The sequence below is a fragment of the Pseudomonas sp. S37 genome, assembly GCF_016658545.1.
Lineage (GTDB): Bacteria > Pseudomonadota > Gammaproteobacteria > Pseudomonadales > Pseudomonadaceae > Aquipseudomonas.
In genome coordinates this window covers 1-24338 of sequence record NZ_JACVZC010000104.1, presented here as the reverse complement: position 1 = coordinate 24338, position 24338 = coordinate 1, and the positions used below count along the sequence as shown (strand labels likewise).

Annotated in this window: 25 protein-coding genes and 3 pseudogenes; 15 read left to right on the top strand and 13 right to left on the bottom strand. The window is 62.9% G+C overall.

Annotation, left to right across the window (positions count from 1 at the left end):
* Positions 1-113: 113 nt before the first annotated feature.
* Entirely contained in the window at positions 114-1292 is a 1179-nt protein-coding gene (locus tag IAE39_RS23350) for an acetyl-CoA C-acetyltransferase (RefSeq protein WP_201206890.1), read from the bottom strand.
* Between the two features lie 175 nt (positions 1293-1467).
* Here IAE39_RS23350 and IAE39_RS23345 point away from each other — a divergent pair, with 175 nt between their 5' ends.
* Together IAE39_RS23345 and IAE39_RS23340 are read left to right on the top strand one after the other, a co-directional pair.
* Positions 1468-1734 (top strand): PepSY domain-containing protein, encoded by a 267-nt coding sequence (locus IAE39_RS23345; RefSeq protein ID WP_201206889.1) that lies wholly within the window; start codon positions 1468-1470, stop codon positions 1732-1734.
* A complete protein-coding gene (locus tag IAE39_RS23340; protein WP_201206888.1) occupies positions 1731-2264 on the top strand; it encodes a cytochrome b/b6 domain-containing protein in 534 nt (177 codons plus the stop codon). The genes IAE39_RS23345 and IAE39_RS23340 overlap by 4 nt, the downstream gene beginning before the upstream one ends.
* Positions 2265-2388: 124 nt before the next feature.
* On the opposite strand, the gene IAE39_RS23335 is transcribed toward IAE39_RS23340, so the two are convergent.
* Positions 2389-3498, bottom strand: coding sequence for an agmatine deiminase family protein (locus tag IAE39_RS23335; RefSeq protein WP_201206887.1), 1110 nt, complete (start codon positions 3496-3498; stop codon positions 2389-2391).
* Between the two features lie 183 nt (positions 3499-3681).
* Here IAE39_RS23335 and IAE39_RS23330 point away from each other — a divergent pair, with 183 nt between their 5' ends.
* A complete protein-coding gene (locus tag IAE39_RS23330) occupies positions 3682-4953 on the top strand; it encodes an RNA-guided endonuclease InsQ/TnpB family protein (RefSeq protein WP_201206891.1) in 1272 nt (423 codons plus the stop codon).
* Positions 4954-5142: 189 nt separating this feature from the next.
* Here the strand turns inward: IAE39_RS23330 and IAE39_RS23325 are convergent.
* Positions 5143-6178: pseudogene (locus IAE39_RS23325) on the bottom strand (agmatine deiminase family protein).
* Between the two features lie 135 nt (positions 6179-6313).
* On the opposite strand from IAE39_RS23325, the gene IAE39_RS23320 reads away from it, so the two are divergent.
* The 3 genes from IAE39_RS23320 (at position 6314) to IAE39_RS23310 (ending at position 9687) form a co-directional block, all read left to right on the top strand.
* Positions 6314-7168, top strand: coding sequence for a LysR substrate-binding domain-containing protein (locus tag IAE39_RS23320; protein WP_201206886.1), 855 nt, complete (start codon positions 6314-6316; stop codon positions 7166-7168).
* Positions 7169-7417: 249 nt separating this feature from the next.
* Positions 7418-8629, top strand: coding sequence for an enoyl-ACP reductase FabV (fabV, locus tag IAE39_RS23315; RefSeq protein ID WP_201206885.1), 1212 nt, complete (start codon positions 7418-7420; stop codon positions 8627-8629).
* 149 nt (positions 8630-8778) lie between these two features.
* Positions 8779-9687 (top strand): alpha/beta hydrolase family protein, encoded by a 909-nt coding sequence (locus IAE39_RS23310; protein WP_201206884.1) that lies wholly within the window; start codon positions 8779-8781, stop codon positions 9685-9687.
* Positions 9688-9823: 136 nt separating this feature from the next.
* Here the strand turns inward: IAE39_RS23310 and IAE39_RS23305 are convergent, their stop codons facing one another.
* The 4 genes from IAE39_RS23305 to IAE39_RS23290 are packed head-to-tail and all read right to left on the bottom strand — an operon-like array spanning position 9824 to position 11796.
* A complete protein-coding gene (locus IAE39_RS23305) occupies positions 9824-10165 on the bottom strand; it encodes a HopJ type III effector protein (RefSeq protein ID WP_201206883.1) in 342 nt (113 codons plus the stop codon).
* Positions 10158-10454, bottom strand: coding sequence for a DUF1244 domain-containing protein (locus IAE39_RS23300; protein ID WP_146230333.1), 297 nt, complete (start codon positions 10452-10454; stop codon positions 10158-10160). The genes IAE39_RS23305 and IAE39_RS23300 overlap by 8 nt, the downstream gene beginning before the upstream one ends.
* A gap of 9 nt (positions 10455-10463) precedes the next feature.
* Complete coding sequence (gene folM / locus IAE39_RS23295) at positions 10464-11201, bottom strand: dihydromonapterin reductase (protein ID WP_201206882.1); 738 nt, start codon at positions 11199-11201, stop codon at positions 10464-10466.
* A 34-nt stretch (positions 11202-11235) separates the two neighbouring features.
* Positions 11236-11796, bottom strand: a complete 561-nt coding sequence (locus IAE39_RS23290; RefSeq protein WP_201206881.1) for an antibiotic biosynthesis monooxygenase — start codon at positions 11794-11796, stop codon at positions 11236-11238.
* Between the two features lie 218 nt (positions 11797-12014).
* On the opposite strand from IAE39_RS23290, the gene IAE39_RS23285 reads away from it, so the two are divergent.
* Complete coding sequence (locus IAE39_RS23285) at positions 12015-12950, top strand: MerR family transcriptional regulator (RefSeq protein ID WP_201206880.1); 936 nt, start codon at positions 12015-12017, stop codon at positions 12948-12950.
* On the opposite strand, the gene IAE39_RS23280 is transcribed toward IAE39_RS23285, so the two are convergent.
* The gene (locus tag IAE39_RS23280; RefSeq protein WP_201206879.1) at positions 12935-13552 is read right to left on the bottom strand and encodes a hypothetical protein; all 618 of its coding nucleotides are present in this window, start codon (positions 13550-13552) and stop codon (positions 12935-12937) included. The two genes, IAE39_RS23285 and IAE39_RS23280, sit on opposite strands and share 16 nt — an antisense overlap.
* A gap of 59 nt (positions 13553-13611) precedes the next feature.
* Positions 13612-14040 (bottom strand): PAS domain S-box protein, encoded by a 429-nt coding sequence (locus IAE39_RS23275; RefSeq protein ID WP_201206878.1) that lies wholly within the window; start codon positions 14038-14040, stop codon positions 13612-13614.
* 126 nt (positions 14041-14166) lie between these two features.
* Between IAE39_RS23275 and IAE39_RS23270 the strand changes: the two genes are divergently transcribed.
* Positions 14167-14622: a flavodoxin gene (locus IAE39_RS23270; protein ID WP_201206877.1), complete on the top strand. Its 456-nt coding sequence runs from the start codon at positions 14167-14169 to the stop codon at positions 14620-14622.
* 126 nt (positions 14623-14748) lie between these two features.
* Here the strand turns inward: IAE39_RS23270 and IAE39_RS29765 are convergent.
* A pseudogene (locus IAE39_RS29765) lies at positions 14749-14862 on the bottom strand (hypothetical protein); the annotation flags it as partial.
* Between IAE39_RS29765 and IAE39_RS23265 the strand changes: the two are divergent.
* The 3 genes and pseudogenes from IAE39_RS23265 to IAE39_RS23255 all read left to right on the top strand — a co-directional run.
* Positions 14850-15140: pseudogene (locus IAE39_RS23265) on the top strand (LrgB family protein); the annotation flags it as partial. The pseudogenes IAE39_RS29765 and IAE39_RS23265 sit on opposite strands and share 13 nt — an antisense overlap.
* A gap of 176 nt (positions 15141-15316) precedes the next feature.
* The gene (locus IAE39_RS23260; RefSeq protein WP_201206876.1) at positions 15317-16222 is read left to right on the top strand and encodes an alpha/beta fold hydrolase; all 906 of its coding nucleotides are present in this window, start codon (positions 15317-15319) and stop codon (positions 16220-16222) included.
* A 115-nt stretch (positions 16223-16337) separates the two neighbouring features.
* On the top strand, positions 16338-17252 hold the full coding sequence (locus IAE39_RS23255; protein ID WP_201206875.1) for an SDR family oxidoreductase: 915 nt from the start codon (positions 16338-16340) through the stop codon (positions 17250-17252).
* A 335-nt stretch (positions 17253-17587) separates the two neighbouring features.
* Here the strand turns inward: IAE39_RS23255 and IAE39_RS23250 are convergent, their stop codons facing one another.
* On the bottom strand, positions 17588-18370 hold the full coding sequence (locus IAE39_RS23250; protein ID WP_201206874.1) for an IclR family transcriptional regulator: 783 nt from the start codon (positions 18368-18370) through the stop codon (positions 17588-17590).
* A gap of 174 nt (positions 18371-18544) precedes the next feature.
* Here IAE39_RS23250 and hmgA point away from each other — a divergent pair, with 174 nt between their 5' ends.
* From hmgA to maiA, 3 genes are read left to right on the top strand one after another with little or no spacing between them, the layout of a single operon-like run.
* Positions 18545-19846, top strand: a complete 1302-nt coding sequence (hmgA, locus tag IAE39_RS23245; RefSeq protein ID WP_201206873.1) for a homogentisate 1,2-dioxygenase — start codon at positions 18545-18547, stop codon at positions 19844-19846.
* Positions 19847-19849: 3 nt separating this feature from the next.
* Positions 19850-21142: a fumarylacetoacetase gene (fahA, locus tag IAE39_RS23240; RefSeq protein WP_201206872.1), complete on the top strand. Its 1293-nt coding sequence runs from the start codon at positions 19850-19852 to the stop codon at positions 21140-21142.
* Between the two features lie 12 nt (positions 21143-21154).
* Complete coding sequence (gene maiA / locus IAE39_RS23235; RefSeq protein ID WP_201206871.1) at positions 21155-21787, top strand: maleylacetoacetate isomerase; 633 nt, start codon at positions 21155-21157, stop codon at positions 21785-21787.
* Here maiA and IAE39_RS23230 read toward each other — a convergent pair.
* The gene (locus tag IAE39_RS23230; RefSeq protein ID WP_201206870.1) at positions 21781-22587 is read right to left on the bottom strand and encodes a SirB1 family protein; all 807 of its coding nucleotides are present in this window, start codon (positions 22585-22587) and stop codon (positions 21781-21783) included. The genes maiA and IAE39_RS23230 overlap by 7 nt on opposite strands.
* 123 nt (positions 22588-22710) lie before the next feature.
* On the opposite strand from IAE39_RS23230, the gene IAE39_RS23225 reads away from it, so the two are divergent.
* Positions 22711-23730 carry a Leu/Phe/Val dehydrogenase gene (locus IAE39_RS23225; protein ID WP_201206869.1) on the top strand — a complete coding sequence of 340 codons (1020 nt, stop codon included), beginning with the start codon at positions 22711-22713 and terminating at the stop codon, positions 23728-23730.
* A gap of 121 nt (positions 23731-23851) precedes the next feature.
* Here the strand turns inward: IAE39_RS23225 and IAE39_RS23220 are convergent, their stop codons facing one another.
* Positions 23852-24115 carry a YebG family protein gene (locus tag IAE39_RS23220; RefSeq protein WP_016489064.1) on the bottom strand — a complete coding sequence of 88 codons (264 nt, stop codon included), beginning with the start codon at positions 24113-24115 and terminating at the stop codon, positions 23852-23854.
* Positions 24116-24338 lie beyond the last annotated feature (223 nt).

Sequence of the window (24338 nt, the reverse complement as noted above, 5' to 3'; positions counted from 1 at the left end):
AAATTCTGAAACTTGCGTTATCCCTGTGGGATCGCAAACGCTGAAACCTGCACTATCCCTGTGGGAGCGGGTTCACCCGCGAAGAGGCCGGGCCTGTTCAACTCAATCGCCGATCAACGTTCAATGGCCAACGCCACGCCTTGCCCACCCCCAATGCACAAGGTCGCCAGGCCTTTGCGGGCATCGCGCTTGATCATCTCATGCAACAAGGTCACCAACACCCGGCAGCCGGACGCACCAATCGGGTGGCCCAGGGCAATTGCCCCACCGTTCACGTTCACCCGCGCCGCATCCCACTCCAGCGCCTTGCCCACGGCCAGTGCCTGTGCGGCAAAGGCTTCGTTGGCTTCGATCAGGTCCAGGTCACCCAACTGCCAACCGGCCTTGTCCAGGCAGCGCTGGGTCGCCGAAACCGGGCCAATGCCCATGATCGCCGGGTCTACCCCGGCACTGGCATAAGCGGTGATCTTCGCCAGCACCGGCAGGCCCAGGGCCTCGGCCTTGGTGGCGCTCATCAGCAGCACGGCGGCCGCGCCGTCGTTCAGGCTGGAGGCATTGCCAGCGGTGACGCTGCCGTCTTTCTTGAACGCCGGGCGCAGCTTGCCGAGTGATTCGGCGGTAGTGTCCGGACGCGGCTGCTCGTCACGGGTGAATACTTTCGGCTCGCCCTTCTTCTGCGGCAGCACGATCGGGGTAATTTCCGCGTCGAAGCGGCCGGCCTCGATCGCCGCCACTGCCTTGTGCTGCGATTCGGCGGCAAAGGCGTCCTGCTGTTCGCGGCTCAGGCCGTACTGGTTCACCAGGTTCTCGGCCGTGATGCCCATGTGGTAGTCGTTGAAGGCATCCCACAGGCCATCGGTGATCATGCTGTCGATCAGCTGGCCATGGCCCATGCGTTGGCCGGTACGGGCCGAGGGCATCACGTAGGGGGCCAGGCTCATGTTCTCCTGGCCACCGGCAATTACCACCTCGGCGTCACCGCAGCGGATGGCCTGTGCGGCCAGGTGCAGGGCCTTGAGGCCCGAGCCGCACACCTTGTTCAGGGTCAGTGCCGGTACGCTGAAGGGCAGGCCGGCCTTGATCGCGGCCTGGCGGGCGGGGTTCTGCCCGGCGCCGGCAGTGAGCACCTGGCCGAGGATGACTTCGTCGACCTGCGCCGGGTCCAGCCCGGTCTGTTCCAGCAGGCGCTTGATCACGGCTGCGCCGAGGTCGACCGCAGGCACAGTGGCCAGGGCGCCCTGGAAGCTGCCGATGGCGGTACGGGTTGCGGCGACGATGACCACGTCGTTCATGTTGTTGTTCTCCGTGCGATGGGCGTAATGCCTCAAGCATCGGCGGCTTTGGCTCATTTGTTAAGTTTGTTTTTCTTTGCGATTGATGTGGAAAGCAAATGAATGGGCGTAAGCCGGGTGCGGCATCTACGCTAATGGATGTGCTGTTTCACCCAACTGAATGGAGCCTATAGCCATGCGCATGCTTATTGCTCTGACCCTCCTGATCGGCAGCAGCACCGCATTCGCCGCCACCCAATGCACCACTGCAGACAAAAGCACCTGGCAAGACCAGGACAAGTTCCAGGCCCAGCTCAAGGAGCAGGGCTACAAGATCAACAAGTTCAAGGTCACCAAGGGCAATTGCTACGAGATTTATGGTTTCGACAAGGATGGCCGCAAGGTCGAGATCTACCATGACCCAGTGACAGGCAAGGCGGTCAAGAGCGAGTATCACGATTGAACCGGGAAGGCACGGTGCAGCTGTGGGACCCGCTGCTGCGCCTGTGTCACCTGTCGATCGCCGGGGTGTTCTTCGGCAACTACTTTTTTAATGAAGAGGGTGACGACTGGCACCAATGGCTTGGCTATTACGCGCTGGCCTGTGTCGTGGTGCGCCTGGTGTGGGGCTTTGTCGGGCCGCGCAGCGCGCGCTGGGCCGACTGCTGGCCAACCCCGGCGCGCCTGGCCGGGCATGCGCGCAAGCTGCTGCGCGGGGAGCCTTGCCATCGCCTGGGGCATTCGCCGATTGGCGCCCTGGTGATGTTGCTGATGCTGACGGGTATCGCGGGCCTGGGCCTGACCGGCTGGGCATCGCAGGAAGTGGACGCGCTGTGGGGGGCAGACTGGCCGAACGATCTGCACAGCTGGCTGGCCGACGCGGTGTTGGCGCTGGTTGGCCTGCATGTGCTGGCGGCCATCTACGAGAGCGTGCGCCTGCGCGAGAACCTGCCGTGGTCGATGATTACCGGGCGTCGGCGGCGTCGGGATTGAGGTTGCCTGTGCCGGCCTCTTCGCGGGTGAACCCGCTCCCACAGGTATTGCACAACACTTGAGCGCGGCGCGGTCCCTGTGGGAGCGGCTTTAGCCGCGAAGAGGCCGGCTCAGGCAACCTCATTCAACCCGCCGGACACTGATGGGTCACACAATGAATCCCCCCACCCCCTGCCGCAATGGCATCAATATCCAGCTGCACAACCTCGCGCCCCGGGTACAACGCCGCCAGCAGCGCCCGAGCTTTCTCATCCGCCGCCGCATCCCCGAACTGCGGTGCGATGACCGCGCCATTGATCACGAAGTAGTTGATGTACCCCGCCGCAAAATCATCATTCCCTTTGCTGAACCTGTTGCGCCGCCCGCGCGTCGGCGGCGACACCACATGGATCTGCAATTTACGCCCCTCGGCATCAGTTGACCGCTTGAGGATTTCTAGGTGCCTGCGCGTCACCGCGTGGTCGTACGAATCCGGGTCGTTGTCCAGGTTGGCAATCACCACCCCCGGCCGCACGAAGCGGGCATAGAAGTCCACATGGCCATCGGTGATGTCTTCACCGGCAATGCCCGGCAGCCAGATGACCTTGCTCAGGCCCAGGCGCGCCTTGAGTTCGGCCTCGACGTCGGCCTTGCTCCAGTCCGGGTTGCGGTTGGCATTGATCCAGCTGCTCTCGGTCATGATGCCGGTGCCATGCCCGTCCACCTCGATGGCACCCCCTTCGCCCACCAGTTCGCTGCGCTGGTAGCGGGCACCGGCCAGCGTGGCAACGCGTTTGGCCAGCTGCGCATCATTGCCATGGCGTTGCTTGTTGCCCCAGCCATTGAAGTTGAAGTCCACCGCCGCCAGTGCGCCGTCGTCGTCGACGACGAAGTTGGCGCCGATGTCGCGCATCCAGATGTCATCCAGTTCGCACTCGACAAACTGCGTGTTGTGCTGGCCGCAGTGCTGCGCGGCCAGCGCGCGCTCGCTGGCCCGGCAGAACACCGTGACGGGCTGGTAACGGGCAATGGCCTGGGCAATGCGGCCGAGCGCGGCTTGCACATCGGTGGTGAAGTCCTCCCAGATGGCAGCCTGGGCGCCAAAGGCGATGAACGCGCGTTGTTGCGGCTCGCCTTCGTCGGGCATGAACCAGCGCCCCGGTTCTTCGGCGCGGGCCAGGCCCAGCGGCAGGCCCAGGCCGGCGCCGAGGCCGGCGACCACCGACAGTTGCAGGAAGGTTCTACGGCTTGGCATGGCTCAGTCCTGTGCAGTCTTGAAGCGGGTTCCATTTCGGATAAGGCTTGTTCGCGGAAAGACCTCCAGAGAGTCCGCTGAAACCACTGCCCCCATAATTGGTAACAAAGCCTGTGTGGACATGCGCAGCACAGAAGCAGTATCTACTTCGCTCCATGTCGTTCTATGCATGAAATACTGCCTGTGCTGCAAATCCAGTCCTTCAAATTTCAACTGATACCTACCGGCCAACAGCTGCGCCTGATGCGTTGCTTCGCCGGTTCGTGCAGGTTCGTTTTCAACCAAGCGCTGGCCTTGCAGCAGGCCAATCGCGAGTTGGGTGGCGCGCACATCGGCTACTTAGCGATGGCAAAACGTCTGACTGTTTGGCGAAACAGCAGCGAAACGGCATGGCTAAAGGAGGCTCCCGTCCATCCGCTTCAGCAAGCCCTCAAGGATTTAGAAAAAGCCTACAAAAACTTCTTCGAGAAGCGAGCTGACTTACCTCGGTTTAAGCACAAGGCTCGCAACAACAGTTTCCGCTACCCCTCTCCCGAGCAGATCAAGCTTGACCAGGACAATAGCCGGGTGTTCCTACCCAAGCTTGGTTGGCTGCGTTATCGCAATAGTCGGGTGGTATTGGGCGAGCTGCGCAACGTAACAGTTAGCCTGAGCGGCGGTCGATGGTTTGTTTCCGTCCAGACCCGCCGCGCAGTGCAAGTTTCCGCAGTACAAGGCGGAGCAGTTGGTATCGATTTGGGCATCGCCCGCTTTGCTACATTGAGTGACGGAAGTCATATTGATCCCTTAAACAGCTTCAAGCGGCACGAAACGGCTCTAAGAAAGGCACAACAGGCTATGAGCCGTAAGAACAGGTTTAGCAGCAACTGGATGTGTGCAAAGGCTCGTGTCCAGCGCTTGCATGTACGTATTGGCAACGTGCGTCGTGACTATCTGCATAAAGCTTCGACAGCCATCAGCAAAAACCACGCGATGGTGTGTATAGAGGAGTTGCAGGTCCGCAATTTGAGCGCCTCGGCGGCAGGCTCATCGAAAGTGCCGGGCAGGAACGTTCGAGCGAAGTCTGGCTTGAACAAGGCCATCCTTGATCAGGGTTGGTTCGAGTTCCGTAGACAGTTGAACTACAAACTGGCTTGGAAGGGCGGTTCGCTGATAGCGGTTCCGGCTCACTACACCAGCCAGACGTGTCCATGCTGCGTTCATGTATCGAGCGATAACCGACAGAGTCAAGCCAAGTTCAGCTGCGTCATGTGTGGTTATAGTGAACATGCCGATCTGATCGGCGCGATGAACATCCTTGCTCGCGGGATGCAAAAATTGCGAGACGAAGGGCAGGGCACGGCAGACGCTTCTGTCGGGTGGGAAACTGCAGCCCGGATCGTCTGTGAAGTGAGTGGTGTTACAGAGCCGCCAGCAGCAGAAACCCGCCGAGGTGGATTGGCCCGCAAGGGCTGAACACGGTAGGAGTCTCCACCATTTCTGGGTGGTGAGGATGCCAAGAAACGATAGGCGTAGTCCTAGATGTTGATTTTGAATGATGGGTTACCTGCGTTTGTACTTGTTGGTATAGACAGACCAATTGTGGAGGGAGTCTGATCATCGAGTGCATTGCCAATACAGGCAGCTAAGAGCACGACAGTCATGCTAAGTCCTTGGTTGCTGTTGGGTGATGCAATGAATGCCGCCACCGCCGTAGGCAATATGGTCGATGCGCACCGGCACGATCTCCCGGCCCGGGAAGGCATGGGCCAGCTGCGCTGCAGCGTCCTGGTCGGCAGCGATGCCATAGGCCGGCATGATGATCGCGCCGTTGGCAATGTAGAAGTTGGTGTAGGACGCGCAGAACACTTCGGCGTCCTGGTCGACAGCGGCGCTGGCCTCGTAGAGGTCGAGCAGTTCGAAATGCCGGCCGTGGGCGTCGGTGGCCAGTTCCAGGGCGCGGCGGTTTTCCCGCACCACGTCGGCGTACACCGAGTGTGGGTCATGGGTGGCATCGACCAGCAGCACGCCCGGGCGGGCGAAGGCGCATACGCCATCGACATGGCCGTCGGTCATGTCGCCAGTGACGTATTGCGGGTCACCCGGCAGCCAGATGGTTTTACTGATACCCAGGTAGCGGGCAAAGCAGGCCTCGAACTCGGCCTTGCTGATGCCCGGGTTGCGGTTGGGGTTGAGCAGCACCGATTCGGTGGTGATCAGCGTGCCTTCGCCATCGACATGTATGGCGCCGCCTTCGTTGCACAGCGCTGTGCTGAAACCGTCCAGGCCCAACTGGTCGAGGATGCGCCGGCCGAGGCTGCGGTCCAGGCTGTGCTGCGACTTGCCGCCCCAGGCATTGAAGCGCCAGCTCAGCCCGGCCAGGCCGTGCTGCGGGTGGCAGATGAAGCTCGGGCCGCTGTCCCGGCACCAGCTGTCGTCGACCACCAGTTCGATCAGCTCGATATTGGCGCCACACAGGGCGCGGGCGCTGGCCATGGCAGAAGGGTCGACCACCATTTTCACCGGCTCGAAGCGAGCAATGGCCGCCGCGACACGGGCGTAGTCCTGCTGCACGTCGGCCAGGCGCACGTTGCCAGCCGCTTTCCCACAATGCCTGGTTGTGTGGCCAGACCATCCAGGTGGCCGCGTGGCGGGCCCATTCGGCAGGCATACGCCAGCCGCTGTCGAGGGACAGGTGCATAGTGAACTCCGATCTATTAAGGATTTTTATCAACGAAGCCCGCCGTCGCGGGTGTTGGTGTCCATGCTATGGCTAGGCCTGGCCGGCGACAAACGATAGATTTAGCGCATATCTGATCAGCAGGGCTTATCAATCATGCTTAAACACTGGCCACCCCTGAACGCCCTGCGCGGCTTCGAGGCTGCTGCGCGGCTGGGTAGTTTCCACAAGGCTGCCGAAGCGCTGAACCTGACCCAGTCGGCCATCAGCCAGCAGATCCGCAGCCTGGAAACCTACCTGGAGCAGCCACTGTTCCATCGCAGTGGCCGCAGCGTGAGCCTGACCGACGCCGGGCATGACCTGCTCAGCACCACGCAATCGCTGCTGCAGCACCTAGCCGTGGGTATTCGCCGGCTCGACCAGTACCGCAAGCCCAACCAGCTGGTGGTCAACACCAGCCCGGCGTTTGCCAGGCACTGGCTGCTGCCGCGGCTGGCCGACTTTCACCAGCGTTGCCCGGATGTCGACTTGTGGCTGTTCACCAGTTTCGAGGTGCCGGACATGGCCACTGAAACCATCGACCTGGCCATCCGCGATGACCTCAGTGCCCAGGCTGAATGCAGCTTCAGCGTGTTGCACCAGGACCAGCTGTATCCGGCGTGTCACCCTTCGTTGCTGGCGGTGAGTGCGCGCACCACTTTGCACGGAGAACGGGAAATGGACTGGAGCCATTGGCAACTGGAAGGGGGGGAGGATGTGGGGCAGCAGGGCAAGGGGCTGAATTTTTCCGACCCCGGGTTGTTGCTGGATGCGGCGAGCGAAGGGCTGGGGGTGGCGCTGGTCAGCCAGTTGCTGGCGCGGCGGGCGGTGGAGGAGGGGCGTTTGCAGGCGTTGTCGGCGCAGCGGGTGCGCGGGCCGGCGTGGGCTTGCCTGGTGCATCGGGATAGCCAGGATGATCCATTGGCGCGGCAGTTTCTGGGGTGGTTGAAAGACGCGCTCCTGGCAGATTGAAGTTGTCTGGGCCGGCCCTTTCGCGGGTGAACCCGCTCCTACACGGATTGCGCAGGCCTCAGGTTTGCGCGGTCGTTGTAGGAGCGGGTTCACCCGCGAAGAGGCCAGCACAGGCAAGCCCAGGTTTTGCATCCCCATGATCACCCCGTAATATGTGTCGGATAACCTGCGGGGGTAGTCTCACCCTCTGATCAATCGGAATCGCCCCAAGCGGCGCTTCCCCGGCATAAACCTGACGAGGTACAGACATTGGCCATCATTCATCCTAAGGTTCGCGGTTTCATCTGCACCACGACTCACCCGAAGGGCTGCGAGCTCAACGTCCGTGACCAGATCGAAGCCACCCGCAAGCTGGGCGTGCGCGAGGATGGCCCGAAGAAGGTCCTGGTCATCGGTGCTTCCAGCGGCTACGGCCTGGCAGCCCGCATCACCGCGGCGTTCGGCTTCAAGGCCGACACCCTGGGCGTGTTCTTCGAAAAGCCAGGCACCGAGACCAAGGCCGGTACGGCTGGCTGGTACAACGCTGCGGCCTTCGACAAGTTTGCCAAGGCCGAAGGCCTGTACAGCAAGTCGATCAACGGTGACGCTTTCTCCGACGAAGCCCGCGCCAAGGTCATCGAGCTGATCAAGAACGAGATGGGTGGCAAGGTTGACCTGGTCATCTACTCGCTGGCTTCGCCTGTGCGCAAGCTGCCGCAGACCGGTGAAGTAATCCGCTCGGCACTCAAGCCGATCGGCCAGCCGTACAAGTCGACCGCCATCGACACCAACAAGGACACCATCATCGAGGCCAGCATCGAGCCGGCCACCGAGCAGGAAATCGCCGACACCGTCACCGTCATGGGTGGCCAGGACTGGCAGCTGTGGATCGACGCCCTGGCCGGTGCCGACGTGCTGGCCGAAGGCGCCCGTACCGTGGCCTTCAGCTACATCGGCACCGAAATCACCTGGCCGATCTACTGGCACGGTGCACTGGGCCAGGCCAAGCAGGACCTGGACGAAACCGCCCTGCGCCTGGACCAGAAACTGGCCGCTGAAGTGAAAGGCGGCGCCAACGTGGCGGTGCTGAAGTCGGTGGTTACCCAGGCCAGCTCGGCCATTCCGGTGATGCCGCTGTACCTGTCGATGGTGTTCAAGATCATGCAGGAAAAGGGTGTGCACGAAGGCACCCAGGACCAGCTGGATCGCATGTTCCGCGGCCGCATGTACCGTGCCGATGGCGCCCCGGCCGAAGTGGACGAAAAAGCCCGCCTGCGCCTGGACGACTGGGAACTGCGCGACGACGTGCAGGACGCCTGCAAGGCCATGTGGCCACAGGTGACCACCGAGAACCTGTTCGAGCTGACCGACTACGCCGGTTACAAGAAGCAGTTCCTTAACCTGTTCGGCTTCGAGCGCGCTGACGTCAACTACGACGAAGACGTGGCGACTGATGTGAAGTTCGACTGCGTCGAGCTGTAATCCGCTTCAGCCTGTACTGGCCCATTCGCGGGTGAACCCGCTCCTACAGGGATCTCACCAAGCCTGTGGGAGCGGGTTTACCCGCGAAAGGGCCAGTACAGGCTCAAGATTTTTTGCTAGCTTTGGCGCACAACAACCGGGAATGTGCCATGAGCAGCCTCACCCAACCCGCCACTGCCTTTCGCCACCCCGCAGCCGACGGCTACAGCCTCGGTGGCTTCATCTGGCGCCACGCCCAGCCTGATCCCCAGCGCCCGCTGGTGATCATCAACGCAGCCACTTCGGTACGCTGCCGCTACTACTCCCGTTTTGCCGACTACCTGTTCGCCCAGGGCTGCGATGTGCTGACCTACGACTACCGTGGCATCGGCGAATCCCGCCCGGCTACGCTGCGCGGTTTCCAGGCTTCGTGGAGCGACTGGGGCCGGCTGGACTTTGAGGCCATGCTGGCACATGCGGTCGAACACTTCCCTGGCCAGCCGGTGGATGTAGTAGGGCACAGTTTTGGCGGCTGTGCGGTAGGCCTGGCGCCGTCGGCAGGCCAGGTGCGTCGGGTAGTGATGGTCGGTGCGCAGTTTGCCTACTGGCGCGACTATGCGGCCGATCAGCGCTGGCAGCTGTTTGGCAAATGGCATGTGGTGATGCCATTGCTGACCCGGGTATTCGGCTACTTCCCCGGCAAGCGCCTGGGTTGGCTGGAGGATACGCCATCGGGTGTGGTGCATGACTGGACCACCCGTACACCGCGCTATGAGCAGCGGCCAAGCGGGCGGGCATTGGCAGCGTTACCGTTTGCCCAGGTGCGGGCGGCGACATTGGCCATCAGCCTGACTGACGACCCCTTTGGCACGGTCGAGGCGACTGAGCGCTTGCTGGGTTATCTGCAGGGGGCCGAACGCCAGCACCTTCGAATTGCGCCTGTGGATATCTCGGTTGGGGAAATTGGCCATTTCGCGTTCTTCCATGACCGGTTTCGCGAGAGTTTGTGGCCGGTGGCGTTGCAGTGGTTGCAGCGGGGGGGATTGGTTGAGGGAGTGCCAGGGACCCTCTTGTATTGATGTCAGACTTGGTATTCTGGGGCTGCTTTGCAGCCCTTTCGCGACACAAGGCCGCTCCCACAAGGGACCGTGCTGATGCGAACTTTGTGGGAGCGGCCTTGTGTCGCGATAGGGCCGCAACGCGGCCCCGGCAATCTCAAGCCTTGCGCGAAAGCGGCTGCGCGGCGAACTTCACACCGGCCAGCCCGTGCTTGATCAGCGCGCGGATATTGCCATGGTCACTGCCCTCAGGCGTGGCCACCACATCACGGTAGTGCTCACCAAACGCCAGCAGCGCTTCCTGATCGCTCAGCCCCTCAAGCACTGCCAGGCCCAAGGTCTTGCACGAACCTTCGTTCTGCCCGGCAGCGTTCTCAACGCCACCATTGTTGAAAGCCTGCGGCTGGTAGTTGTAATGCTCGGCAATGAACGCCAGGGTGTCGGCAAACACGTGTTGGCCGCCGGCCAGGCTGGCGCGCAGGGAATTCAGATCAGTCACGAGGTTTTCCTTTTTCGAACGCCGCTTGTTGTTCGGCGCTGGCTTCTTTCTGGTATTGGGCTTTCCACTCGGCATAAGGCATGCCGTACACCGCTTCGCGGGCGTCGTCCAGGCTCAGGTCGAGCTGGCGCTCGTCAGCTGCAGCCTTGTACCACTTGGACAGGCAGTTGCGGCAGAAACCGGACAGGTTCATCAGGTCGATGTTCTGTACGTCGGTACGCTTTTGCAGGTGGTCGACCAGGCGCCGGAATGCGGCGGCCTCAAGTTCGAGTTGTTGCTGTGGGGTCATGGGCTTCTCTCAAGTCATGCGGTTCTTCAGGTGGCGGCCACCGTTGATGACCACCTGGCTGCCGGTGCTGTACTGGCTGGCGAGCAGGTACTTGACCGTTTCGATCAGTGGGCCGGCGCCGGGTTCGAACTCCAGCAGGGCCTTTTTCAGGGTTTGCTGGCGGTAGGCTTCGTCACCCCCTTCCTTGAGGATCAGCAGCCCGGGCAGGATACCGTTCACGTGCACCGTGGGCGCATATTTTTCGGCGAATGACAGCACCATGTTCTGCAGCGCGGCCTTGGTGGCGGCATAGCCGATGTGGCTCTTGCTGCCGCGCGAGGACGTTTCGTCGCAGATGTGGATGATGTCGGCCTTTTCCACCTTGGCCAGCAGGTCGCCCAAGGCCAGGTTGAGGTGGTAAGGCGCTTCGACGTGCAGGCGGAACATGGTCTCGAGGTTGTCCAGGCCATCGTCGAGCCACAGCGAGGCGTTGTGGATGATCGCGCGCAGGCCGTCATAATGCTGGTGCAGGTGGTCGATCAGCGCCTGGCGGTCGGCCGCCAGACACAGGTCGGCCTGGAACTGCACGATGTTCGGGTAGGCCGCCTGTGGCTGCATGCTACGGCTGGCACTGACCACCGTATGGCCGGCCTGTGCCAGTTCAAGGGCCAGGGCCAGCCCGACGCGCTGGCTGGCTCCGGTAACGAGAATGGGGCTGTTCATGTTCGGGGCGGTCAACTTGTCTGTCCTTTGGTTGCCGCCCAGCATACCCGGAACTGTTTCGCTGTTGTATGGCCTGGCCTCAGCGGCTGCGCAAGGCGCCTGTGGCGGCCGGGGAAGCATGCAGCCAACCGGCCAGCAGGCGGGTGGACAGCGGGATGAACAGGTAGACCATCAACGGTGTCAGGGCCAGGGTGCTGAGCAGTACCCTTGGCACCAGGTCGAGCGCTGCCAGCCAGTGGCCGAACACCACGTTGAACACCAGCGAGACCGGGAAGAACGCCAGCCAGATGGCCACGGCCTGCTTCCAACGCGGCGGTTTTTGCACCATATTGGTGCCAAACCAGTCATCGATGCCGCTGACGCGCGCCTCTTTGGGGCGCTCGAACAGGCCATTGCCGCGTTGCAACCACGCCCGGCGTGAGGCGGAATGCTCCCAGGCATGCAGGGTCGGCTCGTCGCTGAAGCGGAAGATGATCTGGAATTCGTCGCCATCCTGCGGCGGGGCGAGAATGCCCGAGCCAAGATAGCCGGGAAAGTCGGTGGCCAGCTGCTCGCCTTCGTGCAGCCAGGCCAGCAGGTCCTGGTAGCGGCCATGGGCGGCGCGGCGCGACACCATCAGGGTGACGGGTGGGGTAGACATCGTGTATCTCCTGGCAACGGGGCTGGCGGGTAGCTGGCCCCTCTGGCTGCGTGGCCCGGGGTGGTGGGCAACGCAGGCGTGCATGCAAGAATCGGGCGCGGATTATCGCGCAGTTGCGAACTTCGGCAAATGTCCGCCGGCTAACGGTTATACGCTACCAACGGTGGTGACGTAGTAGACTAGGTGTTCAACTTCCGCACACAGGGTACCCCGTGCAGATGAACGAACAGGGACGTAATCCGGTGATCGATGCGAGCTTCGAGCAGCAAGAGCTGTTTCCGATTCGCGAAGTATCCCGCCTGACCGGCGTCAACGCGGTGACCCTGCGTGCCTGGGAGCGCCGTTACGGGCTGATCCAGCCGATCCGTACCGACAGCGGCCACCGTCTGTATTCCCAGGCCGATATCGATGAAATTCGCCGTATCCTCGGCTGGCTGGAACGCGGTGTGGCGGTGAGCAAGGTGGGCAGCATTCTTGCCCGCAGCCATGCCTTGGCCGGGCAGGCCGACGGGGCGACAGGCAGCTGGTTGCGCTGGCAGCATCAGATTCGCCTGGCGGTGCAACGTTTTGACCTGGTAGGGCTGGACCGCCTTTTCGAGGAGGTGTTTGCCGCCAGCACCCTGGACCAGGTGTTCGCCGAGGTGTTCATGCCCGTGTGGCACGACATGGCTGTCAGGCAGGGCGGCTACGGGCAGGCCAGCGAATGGCTATTCTTCGACCAGTTCCTGCGCGGCCGGGTGTTCGCCCGTTTGCAGCTTGCCCATGTACCACGCAGCCGCACGGTGCTGTTGGCGCCATTGCCAGGGCAGTGCCATGAACTTGAGTTGCTGGTCACCAGCCTGGTCCTGGGAAGCGACGAAACCGGCGTGACCCCATTGGCCTGCGGGCAGCCGCTGCAAGAACTGGCGCTGGTCTGCGAACGCCTTAAACCGGACGCCCTGGTGCTGTTTTCCCATCAGCCACTCACGGCAGAACTGGCACGGCACCTGACGCGCCTGGCGGCGGTGCTGGACTGCCCGTTGTTATTGGCGGGTGAAGCCTCGGAAGTGGCGCATAACAGCCTGGCGGGTAGCCTTGTTGCCTGCCTGGGTGCGCAGGGTGCGGTGATGCGTCAGCGTTTACGGCAGTTTCTGGCCGGTCAGCTGGATACCTGAGTATGCAGTTCGGGGTGAGCCTGGCGATGGGCCTGAAGGATGTAGTCGCGCAGGCGTTCGATCTCTTCGGCCGGGCTTTGGCTGAGGTCGTAGGCTGCCAGGTCCGGGCCGATACGCCGGCCCAGCACGCCATGCAGTTCGATCGGGCTGATGCCGCCAGGGGCAAAGCGCAGCTCGAAGCGGGTGGGTGCCGTTGGCAGGTCACGCACCTCCAGCAGTAGCCCCTTGAACGAAATTTCGCGTACCCACAAGCCGCTTTGCTTGTCATGAGCATCGAGCAGTGCGCTCGGCTGCTCCATCGACAGGCGCCAAGGGCGCAGCATGGGCCCGTCTTCGTAGATTTCCGGTGAACCCAGCTGCAGGTGCAGGGCGTGGAACTCGTCTTCCACCAGTTGCAGCGGGAAACTGATCTGCTGGTTGTTGAACTGGGCTTGCAGGGTTACCTGCTCGTTGGCCACCAAGCGAGTGAGCAGGCTCTGGATGCGGCGGTCGCCATTGACCAGCAGGCTCGACATGGAGTCGGCCAGGTTCAATTGCGGCGAATGCTGCATGTTCTGGATGAAATCCAGCTCGGCCTGAGTCAGGAGCGCGTCGGCTTGCATGATCGAACTCGGTGGTGGCGATTTCTTCAACGTGATTGACCGTGCAAGGGGCGCTTGGTTCAGGCGCGTTCGTCGGCTTTCGGACGAACGCGAAGTTCGGCCAGTTCCCGTTCCAGTTCGACCTGGCGGCTGACATCTTTCTGGATGCCGATGAAGTAGGTGCGCTGGTCGGCGTCGCTTTTCACCGGGGTTATCGACAGCTCGTTCCAGAAGGCGCTGCCATCCTTGCGATAGTTGCGCAGCACTTCACGGCATGGGCGGCCTTCGGCCAGCGCCTTGCGGATGCGCGCGCGGCCGAGCTGGTCACGGTCGTGGGCCTGCAGGAAACGGCAATCCTGATAGAGGATTTCGTCACGGCTGTAGCCGGTGAGCCGTTCGAAGGCGGCGTTGACGTAGATGAGGATGGTGTCATCGCCTTCCTGTTCGGCGACCACGATCCCGTCATTCGACGCATCGACCATCGATTGCAGCAGTTGCGCGTTGATCATGTTCGGGCCATTGGGCAAGAAGGGGCGAAGCAGGGCTGAAGGCGGCGACTTTGGTAGAGGCGGCCTTTTGCCAGCGCTGAATGCTAGTATCCTACGTTTTCACTCAGTTTCGGAATCCTCTACCCGATGAAAGTCGCCATTATTTCCGGATCGGTCTATGGCACCGCCGAAGAAGTCGCCCGTCATGCTGAATCGTTGCTCAAGGCTGCAGGCCTGGAAGCCTGGCATGCCGCGCGTGCCACCTTGCAGGACCTTGAAGGTTTTGCCCCTGAGGCCCTGCTGGCCGTGACCTCGACCACCGGCATGGGTGAGCTGCCGGACAACCTCATGCCGTTGTACAGCAGCATTCGCGACATTCTGCCAGCGGCCTGGCGTGGCCTGCCGGGCGCGGTGATTGCGCTGGGCGATTCCAGCTATGGCGATACGTATTGCGGTGGTGGCGAGCAGATGCGCGAGCTGTTTGCCGAACTGGGCGTGCGCGAAGTGCAGCCGATGCTGCGCCTGGATGCCAGTGAGACGGTGACCCCGGAGACGGATGCTGAGCCTTGGTTGGCTGAGTTTGTTCAAGCGTTGAAAGCCTGACACATCTATATCGCTTCGCCGGCCTCTTCGCGGGTGAACCCGCTCCCACAGGTTCATCACAGTTTTCAGATGCTGTGGTGTCTCTGTGGGAGCGGGTTCACCCGCGAAGAGGCCAGCAAAGCCAATTCATCCCATGCGATCAGGCCCCGGCCATTCGCGCAATAATGCCAACCAAGCCTGCGCCCCCCGCGACAGGTACGCCCCGCGGCGCCAGATAAAGGCGATGTCCCAGCGCAGATCCCTTGGCCCATGACCTGGGTGGCGTGCCAGCGCTGATTGCAGTGTTCGTGATGTTCACCGGTGTGCTCGGCGCCATGTTCGGCGGTGTGCTGCTGCGCTGGTTGCCGCTGCGCACGCCGTTGGCACGGGGCGCACTGTTCGGCGTTGGCGCGCATGGCGCCGGGGTCAGCCGGGCGCAGGAAGTGGGCCGTGAAGAAGGTTCGGTGGCCGGCCTGGTCATGGTCCTGACCGGGCTGCTCAACCTGTTCGCGGCGCCGCTGCTGGCCATGCTGCTCTGACCGTTCGTGTCACTGACTCGCTCAGTCATCAAGCTGGCTGGCAACGCAAGTTTCAGCCCATGGGCTGCTGGCTAGACTCAGCCTCGACATAGAGAGCACAAGTAAGTGCCGAGGTAACATGCAATGACCGCAGCCTTGCCCTATTCCGCCAACACCTGTTCACCGGGACCGATCTGATGCCTATGGCCGAAATTCCATTGTGCGTCTGGCGTACCCGGGGACAGAGTTTCACATTCCGGGGCCAGAGCATCCGCTACTGGACCGCAGGGCAAGGAGAGCCCCTGCTTCTGTTACACGGCTTCCCCACCGCCAGTTGGGACTGGCATTACTTGTGGGGGCCTTTGGCCCAACGCTTCCGGGTAATCGCGTGCGACATGCTCGGCTTTGGCGATTCGGCCAAGCCGGTCGACCACGCCTACAGCCTGATGGAGCAAGCCGACCTGCAACAAGCCTTGCTGGCCTACCTGCAGGTCGACCAGCCGGTGCACCTGCTGGCCCATGACTATGGCGGCAGCGTGGCCCAGGAGCTGCTGGCGCGGCACCATGAGCAGCGCGTCGAAGTGGCCAGTTGCGTGTTCCTCAACAGCGGGTTGTTTGCCGAAAGCTGCCGCATGCTGCTGATCCAGAAGCTGCTGCTAAGCCGCTTCGGCTGGCTGGTGGGGCGCTCGTTCGGGCGCGATGACCTGGTGCGCAACGTGACCCAGGTTTACGGCCCTTGCACCCACCCCAGTGAAAGCGCACTGGATGATTTCTGGAGCCTGATCGCTGCCAACCGTGGCACGCGTATCCTGCACAAGCTGGTGGGCTACATGCCCGAGCGCAGGTTGCACCGCGATCGCTGGGTTGGGGCAATGCAGCGCCAAGGTGTACCGCTGCGCTTCATTAACGGCGTGGTCGACCCACTGTCCGGTGCGCACATGCTTGAGCGTTACCGGCAGCTGGTGCCCGAGCCCGACACCGTGCAGCTGCAGGGCATAGGCCATTACCCGCATACTGAAGCGCCGGTGCAGGTGCTGCGTCATTACCTGGCCTTTCGTGAACAGCCGCTGAGCGACTACCAGCCGAAAGTGGCGTGCTCCTGAGCGGGCCTCATCGCCCTGCGTTATTGCCAGGCATTCAGCCTGCGTGAGCTTGATTGTCCGCCTGCTGCTGGCGGCGGACACTCGGCTGACCTGAACACTGCCTGGAGCTTTGAGCATGAGCGAGCCTGTCCGTCTGCAAGATCGCGTGGTAATCGTTACCGGTGCCGGTGGTGGCCTAGGGCGTGCCCATGCGCTGCTGTTCGCTGCACGCGGTGCCCACGTGGTGGTCAATGACCTGGGTGGCTCTACCCACGGCGAAGGTGCCAGCGCTTCGGCTGCCGACCGGGTGGTAGCGCAGATCCGCGCCGCTGGCGGCAGCGCTGTTGCCAACCATGACTCGGTCAGCCAGGGCGCGCGTATCGTCGAGCAGGCGCTGGACAGTTTTGGCCGGGTCGACGTGCTGGTGAACAATGCCGGCATCCTGCGTGACAAAACCTTCCACAAGATGGACGACAGCGACTGGGAGCAGGTCTACCAGGTGCATGTCGAAGGCGCCTTCAAGGTCACCCGCGCTGCCTGGCCACACCTGCGTGAGCGGAACTGGGGGCGGGTGATCTTTACCGCCTCTACCTCCGGCATTTACGGCAACTTTGGTCAGGCCAACTACGGCATGGCCAAGTTGGGCCTGTACGGGCTTACCCGTACCCTGGCGATCGAAGGGCGCAAGCACAACATTCTGGTCAATGCCATTGCCCCCACAGGGGGGACGCGAATGACCGAAGGGCTGATCCCGCCGCAGGTGTTCGAGCGGCTCAAGCCCGAGTTGGTCAGCCCGCTGGTGGTGTACCTGGGCAGTGAACAGTGCCAGGGCACGGGTGAGTTGTTCGAGGTGGGCGGCGGTTGGGTGGGCAAGGTGCGTTGGGAGCGCAGCCTGGGGGTGGGCTTTGACCCTCGCGAAGGCTTTACCCCCGAGCAGGTGGCGCAGAACTGGGCGCGGATTGGTGACTTCGAGGGCGCGGTGCACCCGCAGGACAGTTTGCAGGCGCTGCAGCAGATGATGGCGAATCTGCAGAAGTATCCGCTGAGTTGAAATGTGTATTGCCAGTGCTGGCCCCTTCGCGGGTAAACCCGCTCCTACAGGTATTTGTGCCCCTTGTAGGAGCGGGTTTACCCGCGAAGAGGCCCGCACTGGCAGAAACTTTTTCCCAGGCAATAAAAAAGGCCGCTGCAAGCCGCAGCGGCCAATCGAGACGTTAGATCAAGGAGCTTCAAAATCTACGTCGGTGAACCTCGCAGGCCTGAAGAGCGGGGGGGAAGAGCCCTTCATGCCGTGCCAGTGAGGTAAGAATAAGCGCTTGATCCCGTAGGAAAAATAGCCGCTTATGACATTCACCTTTACGTTTCGGGCAACAGTGCCGCAGGCCCTCAGGCAGCAGGCGAATAGCCCATGCGCCAGCTGGTTTCCCGGGCGGCCGCCAGCAACCGTTGCGCCGCCGGGCCGTGTTCGTCGGCATGGAAGATCGACGTCGGCCCGACCACGGTCATCACGGCAGCGATCTGCCCCATGGCATTGAATACCGGCGCCGACAGCGCATCCACGCCCGGCATCAGCAGGCCGTGCACGTGGTGCAGGCCACGTTCGCGAATACCCGCCAGTAAGACGTGGTAGTCCTCGGCAGCGTGCCCCAGGGTAGCCAGCTCACGGTCACGCAGCTCCACGGTTTCGCGTTCGGGCAAGTAGGCAGCGAATACCAGTCCGGTAGACGAGCTGAGCAGTGGCAGTACCGAGCCGATCTGCGTCACCACGGTGATCGCACGTACTGCCGGTTCGATGCTGACCACGGTTGCGCCCTGGTTACCCCACACGGCAATGAAGCAGCTCTCGTTCAGCTCGTCGCGCAGCTGGGCCAGTGGTAGCGCGGCAATCTTCAACACATCGATGCTGCCCAGCGCCGCCAGCCCCACCCGCAATGCCTCGCGCCCCAGGCCGTAATGGTTGGTGGCGGCATCCTGTTCGGCAAAGCCGCTGGCGATCAGCGCCTGCAGGTAGCGGTGCACCTTGCTCGCCGGCATCTGCACATGCTCTGCCAGGCGCGACAGCGAGGTGGACGGGGCCAGTTCGGCAAGGGCCTTGAGGATGTCGGTGCCGACCTCCGCCGAACGGACTTTCTGCTTGCCGTTGTCGGCGGGGGAGTTGGCTTTGGTCATGGACATCGTCTTCTGCATTCTTCAAGTCGGGCCTTTATAGCTTGACGCCATGCGCGTAGCAAATTACGTTATTCGTAATCTGATTACGATAAAAACAATGCAGACGCGCTGCCACCCCACACCGGGCCAGCAGCCAGCTGCCCGCAATGGCTCGGCCAGAGCCCGGAGGCATCGATGAATCGCGACACCTCACCCGACCTTCACTACCTCAGCGGCTTCGGCAACGAGTTTGCCAGCGAAGCGCTGCCAGGTGCCCTGCCGGTCGGGCAGAACTCGCCGCAGAAGGCGCCCTATGGGTTGTATGCCGAACTGCTCTCGGGCACGGCGTTTACCATGACGCGCAGCGAACTGCGTCGCACCTGGCTGTACCGCATTCGCCCGTCTGCATTGCACCCGCGTTTCGAGCGCCTGGCGCGCCAGCCACTCAGTGGCCCGTTGGGCGGCATCAACCCCAACCGCCTGCGCTGGAGCCCCCAGCCGATTCCCGTCGAACCGACCGACTTCATCGAAGGCTGGCTGCCGATGGTGGCCAACGCGGCGGCGGAAAAACCGGCGGGCGTGAGCATCTACATCTACCGCGCCAACCGTTCCATGGAGCGGGTGTTCTTCAACGCCGACGGTGAACTGCTGCTGGTGCCGGAGCAGGGGCGCCTGCGTATCGCCACCGAACTGGGGGTGCTGGAGGTTGAGCCGCTGGAAATCGCGGTCATCCCACGCGGCATGAAGTTCCGTGTCGAACTGCTCGACAGCCAGGCCCGCGGCTATATCGCTGAAAACCACGGTGCGCCGTTGCGCCTCCCGGACCTGGGGCCGATCGGCAGCAATGGCCTGGCCAACCCGCGCGACTTCCTTACCCCGGTGGCGCACTACGAAGAGGCCACAGGGCCGGTGCAACTGGTGCAGAAGTTTCTGGGCGAGCACTGGGCCTGCGAACTGCAGCATTCGCCACTGGACGTGGTTGCCTGGCATGGCAGCAACGTGCCGTACAAATACGACCTGCGCCGCTTCAACACTATCGGTACGGTCAGCTTCGACCACCCGGACCCGTCGATTTTCACCGTGCTGACTTCGCCGACCAGCGTGCATGGCCTGGCCAACATGGACTTCGTGATCTTCCCGCCACGCTGGATGGTGGCCGAGAACACCTTCCGTCCACCGTGGTTCCACCGCAACCTGATGAACGAGTTCATGGGCCTGATCAATGGCGCCTACGATGCCAAGGCCGAAGGCTTCCTGCCGGGCGGTGCGTCGCTGCACGGGGTGATGAGTGCCCATGGTCCTGATGCCGAAACCTGCGAAAAGGCCATTGCCGCCGACCTGGCACCGCACAAGATCGACAACACCATGGCGTTCATGTTCGAGACCAGCCAGGTGCTGCGCCCGAGCCAGCAAGCCCTTGAATGCCCGCAACTGCAGGCCGACTACGATAGTTGCTGGGCGACCTTGCCGAGCACCTTCAACCCGAACCGGAGATAACCCATGAACCACACTGCCAATGCCCGTAGCTGGGTCGAGCACGCCAACGGGCACAGCGACTTCCCGCTGCAGAACCTGCCGATGGGCATTTTCAGCCGGCCGGGTGAGGCGAAGCGCTGTGGCGTGGCCATCGGCGACGCGATCCTCGACCTGGAAGCGGTGCTGGCCGCTGGCTTGTTCGACGGCGCAGCCAAGGCTGCTGTCGAAGCCACCCGTGGCGGGGCGCTGAACGCTTTCTTCGCTTTGGGCCGCAGCGCCCGTGTGGCCCTGCGCGAGCGTTTGCAGGTGTTGCTCGGCGAGCACAGCGAATACCAGGCCGCGCTGAAGCCGGCACTGTACGCCGCCAGCGAATGCCAGATGCATGTGCCAGCGCAGATAGGTGACTACACCGACTTCTACGTTGGCATCGAGCACGCCAAGAACGTCGGCAAGCTGTTCCGCCCCGACAACCCGCTGCTGCCCAACTACAAATACGTGCCGATCGGTTACCACGGCCGCGCCTCGACCATCCGCCCATCCGGCACCGACGTACGCCGGCCAAAAGGCCAGACCTTGCCTGCCGGGCACACCGAGCCGAGCTTCGGCCCGTGCGCGCGCCTGGACTATGAACTTGAACTGGGTATCTGGATCGGTCAGGGCAACGATATGGGTGAGGCGATCCCGGTAGGTGATGCCGCCGAGCACGTGGCCGGCCTGTGCCTGCTCAACGACTGGTCTGCGCGCGACATCCAGGCCTGGGAATACCAGCCACTGGGGCCGTTCCTGTCCAAGAGCTTCATCACCAGCGTTTCGCCGTGGGTGGTCACCGCCGAAGCCCTGGAACCATTCCGCTGTGCCCAGCCGGTGCGTCCGCAAGGCGACCCGCAGCCGCTGTCGTACCTGCTGGACAAGCGCGACCAGGCCGCCGGTGCCTACGATATCGAACTGGAAGTGCTGCTGCTGACCGAGCGCATGCGCGAGCAGGGCGTTGCCCCGCACCGCCTGACCCTGAGCAACACCCGCAGCATGTACTGGACCGTGGCGCAGCTGGTGGCGCATCACAGCGTCAATGGTTGCCAACTGCAGCCGGGTGACCTGTTCGGTTCGGGCACGCTGTCGGGGGCTACGCCAGGTTCGTTCGGCAGCCTGCTGGAGATCACCGAAGGCGGCAAGCTGCCGGTGGAGCTGGCCAGTGGCGAGGTGCGCAAGTTCCTTGAAGACGGTGACGAAATCATCCTGCGTGCACGTTGCACGCGTGACGGCGTGGCCAGCATCGGTTTCGGCGAATGCCGTGGCACGGTCATCGCTGCCAACTGAGGAGGCTCGGGCATGGAGCTGTACACCTATTACCGTTCCACCTCGTCCTACCGGGTGCGGATTGCCTTGGCACTGAAAGGGCTGGCTTACCAGTCCCTGCCGGTCAACCTGCTGCAAGGCGAGCAGCGTGGCGCGGGCTATGTCGCCGTCAACCCGCAGGGCCGCGTGCCGGCCTTGCGCACCGACGGCGGTGAATTGCTGGTGCAGTCACCGGCGATCATCGAGTACCTGGAAGAGGTTTATCCACAGCCTGCACTGCTGCCGGCCAGCGCAGAAGCGCGGGCCAAGGTGCGGGGCGTGGCCGCGATCATCGGCTGCGATATCCACCCGCTGCACAACGTCAGTGTGCTGAACCTGCTGCGCCAGGCCGGCCAGGACGAGGGTCAGGTCAACCAGTGGATCGGCCACTGGATCAGCCAAGGGCTGGCGGCAGTGGAACAACTGATTGGCGATCAGGGCTTCTGCTTTGGCGATAAGCCGGGGCTGGCGGATGTCTACCTGATCCCCCAGTTGTACGCGGCCGAACGCTTCAACATCGACCTTGCCGGCTTTGCGCGCATCCTGCGGGTCGCCGCACTGGCAGCCAGCCACCCGGCCTTCGCCAGCGCCCATCCAGCGCAGCAGCCGGACAGCCCGGCTCAGTGAAGTGAGCGGTTCGCCGCCGGAAGCTTGCCGATGCGTTCGCACAGCTTCAGGCGCTGGACCGGGTCTTCCGTCAACAGCAAGGCGTGCTCCAGGTCGAAGCGCTCGGCTTGCGGGCAGTCCAGGTGTTGGTAAAGCGAGGCGCGGGTCATGTAGTCGCCGACCTGCACCGGGCCCAGCTGCATGACCCGTTCGGCGTCGATCAACGCCGCCAGGTGGTCGTCGTTGCTGATGTGCAGCTGGCGCAGGTTGCGTGACAGGCGCTGCAGCATCTGCAGCGGGCTGGCACTGCGCATGTGCTCTGCCGTCAGCGCCACATGCGGGCCAAACTGGCGGGCCAGCAATTCACGGCAGTCGCTGGGGTACAGGCGCCGGCCACCGCAGGGGTCGAGCAAGTGATCGGCACCCGGCACGCGCAGCAGGAAATGGCCAGGAAAGCCCACACCCTCCAGCGGGATGGCCAGGCGCCGGGCCAGTTCCAGGGCGAGGATGGCCAAGGTCAGCGGTTGGCCACGGCGGCGCTGCAGCACCTTGTCCATCATTGCGGCATGCGGCCTTAACGGGTGGTACTCATCCTGCTGGAAGCCCAGTGCGTTGAGCTGGCGCAATAGCGGTTGGGCCAGTTCGTTCAATGGCAGCATGGGCAGGTTGGTGCTGATTTCACGCTGCAGGTCGTGCAAGGTGGCAAGGCTGGCGGCGGGCTCGACGCTACGGTCGTGCTCGGCGGCAACCCACAATGCAGCTTCCAGCAGGGCGACAGGCTCGCGTTCCAGGCAGGCCAGGCAGGCTTGACGTGGCTTCATCTGGCTTCTCCACACACGCTTGAGTATTAGCTGTGGTGTGCGCTTTCGTCCAGTGGTCTGGCGGCGTCGTCTGCTGCGGGGCCGCGCCTATACTGGAGGTAGCACCTTGTGGGGAGCCTGTCGATGTTCGCACTGATGCAAAGCACCCGTACCCAGTCACTGCACTTGTTCAATGACCCGGCCACGGGCCTGAAGGCGGTGGTGGCGATTCACAGTGAGCAGCTGGGCCCGGCCATGGGCGGTTGTCGGTACCTGCCTTACGCTGATGACGAGAGCGCCATGACCGACGCTATTCGCCTGGCTCAGGGCATGAGCTACAAGGCGGCGCTGGCCGGTTTACCGTTGGGGGGTGGCAAGGCAGTGGTCATGCGCAACCCGCATGTGGAAAACCGCGCCGCACTGTTCGAGGCCTTTGGCCGCTTCATCGATACCTTGCAAGGGCGCTTCATCATCGCCGTGGACAGCGGCACCTCCACCCTGGACATGGACTGCATTGCCCAGAGCACACCGCACGTGACCAGCACCACGGCTTCGGGCGACCCCTCGCCGCATGCCGCGATGGGGGTATTTGCCGGTATTCGTGCCACCACCTCGTTCCGACTGGGCAGCGACGACTTGCGAGGCTTACGGGTGGCGGTGCAAGGGTTGGGCAATGTCGGCTATGCGCTGGCGGAGCAACTGCATGCGGTGGGGGCGGAATTGCTGGTCAGCGACCTTGACCCGGGGCGTGTGCGGCTGGCGATGGAACAGTTCGATGCCAAGCCTGTGACCAACGATGCGATGATCAGCACCCCTTGCGACATCTTTGCCCCCTGCGGCGTGGGCCCGGTGCTGAACGGGCAGAGTGTGATGCAACTGCGTTGTGCGGCAGTGGCAGGGGCAGCGAATAACCAGCTCACCACCTTGCAGGTGGCCGACCAGCTGGAGTCGCGCGGGATACTGTATGCGCCTGACTACGTGATCAATGCCGGTGGGCTGATCTATGTGGCGCTGACCCACCGTGGCGAGGACCTGGGCACCATCACCGCGCACCTGGCGCGGATACCTTCGCGGCTGACCGAAGTGTTTGGCCATGCGCAGGCGGAGAAGCGCTCGCCGGCAAGGGTGGCGCAGTTGCTGGCGGAGCGGTTGTTGTACGGCTGAAGTTTCAAGTTGGCCTTGCTGGCCTCTTCGCGGCTAAAGCCGCTCCTACAGGGACCGCGCAGGCCCAGGGCTCACTGAGTTCCTGTGGGCGGCTTTAGCCGCGAAGCAGGCGGCGCCGATGTCACTCGGCTGCACCACCCTCGAGCAATTCGGCCAATGCATCCGGCTGGCTCTTGAACGCCCGGGCGAACACATCGCGGTTCTTGGCCATGTAGATACCGGCTTCTTCAACCTGCTGCTCGGTCAGCGATGGCACCGCCTTGTGCAGCACTTCGGCCAGGCGCTCGGCCAGTTCGAGCATCTTGTCGTGACGGTCTGCTTCGGCCTTATCCATGAACAAGCGCTCCGGGTCGCGGCTGCTGCGGTACACCACTTCGACGGCCATTCATCACCTCTATGCCTTTTTGCTGGTTGTGTTGCGGGTTACTGTATCTATATACAGTAATGGCATTGTTGGTTGGTTCGCAAGCAGAAATTGTAGCTGCGGGGGGCTGGAGGGTGTTCGGCGCAGTATTTTTGTTGCCTGTAAGATCGAGCGCCGAAGTGTTCGCCTCGACACATTCAGCGCCTATGAGATCGAGCGCCGCCCGCGCGGCGCTTCGCGGCTA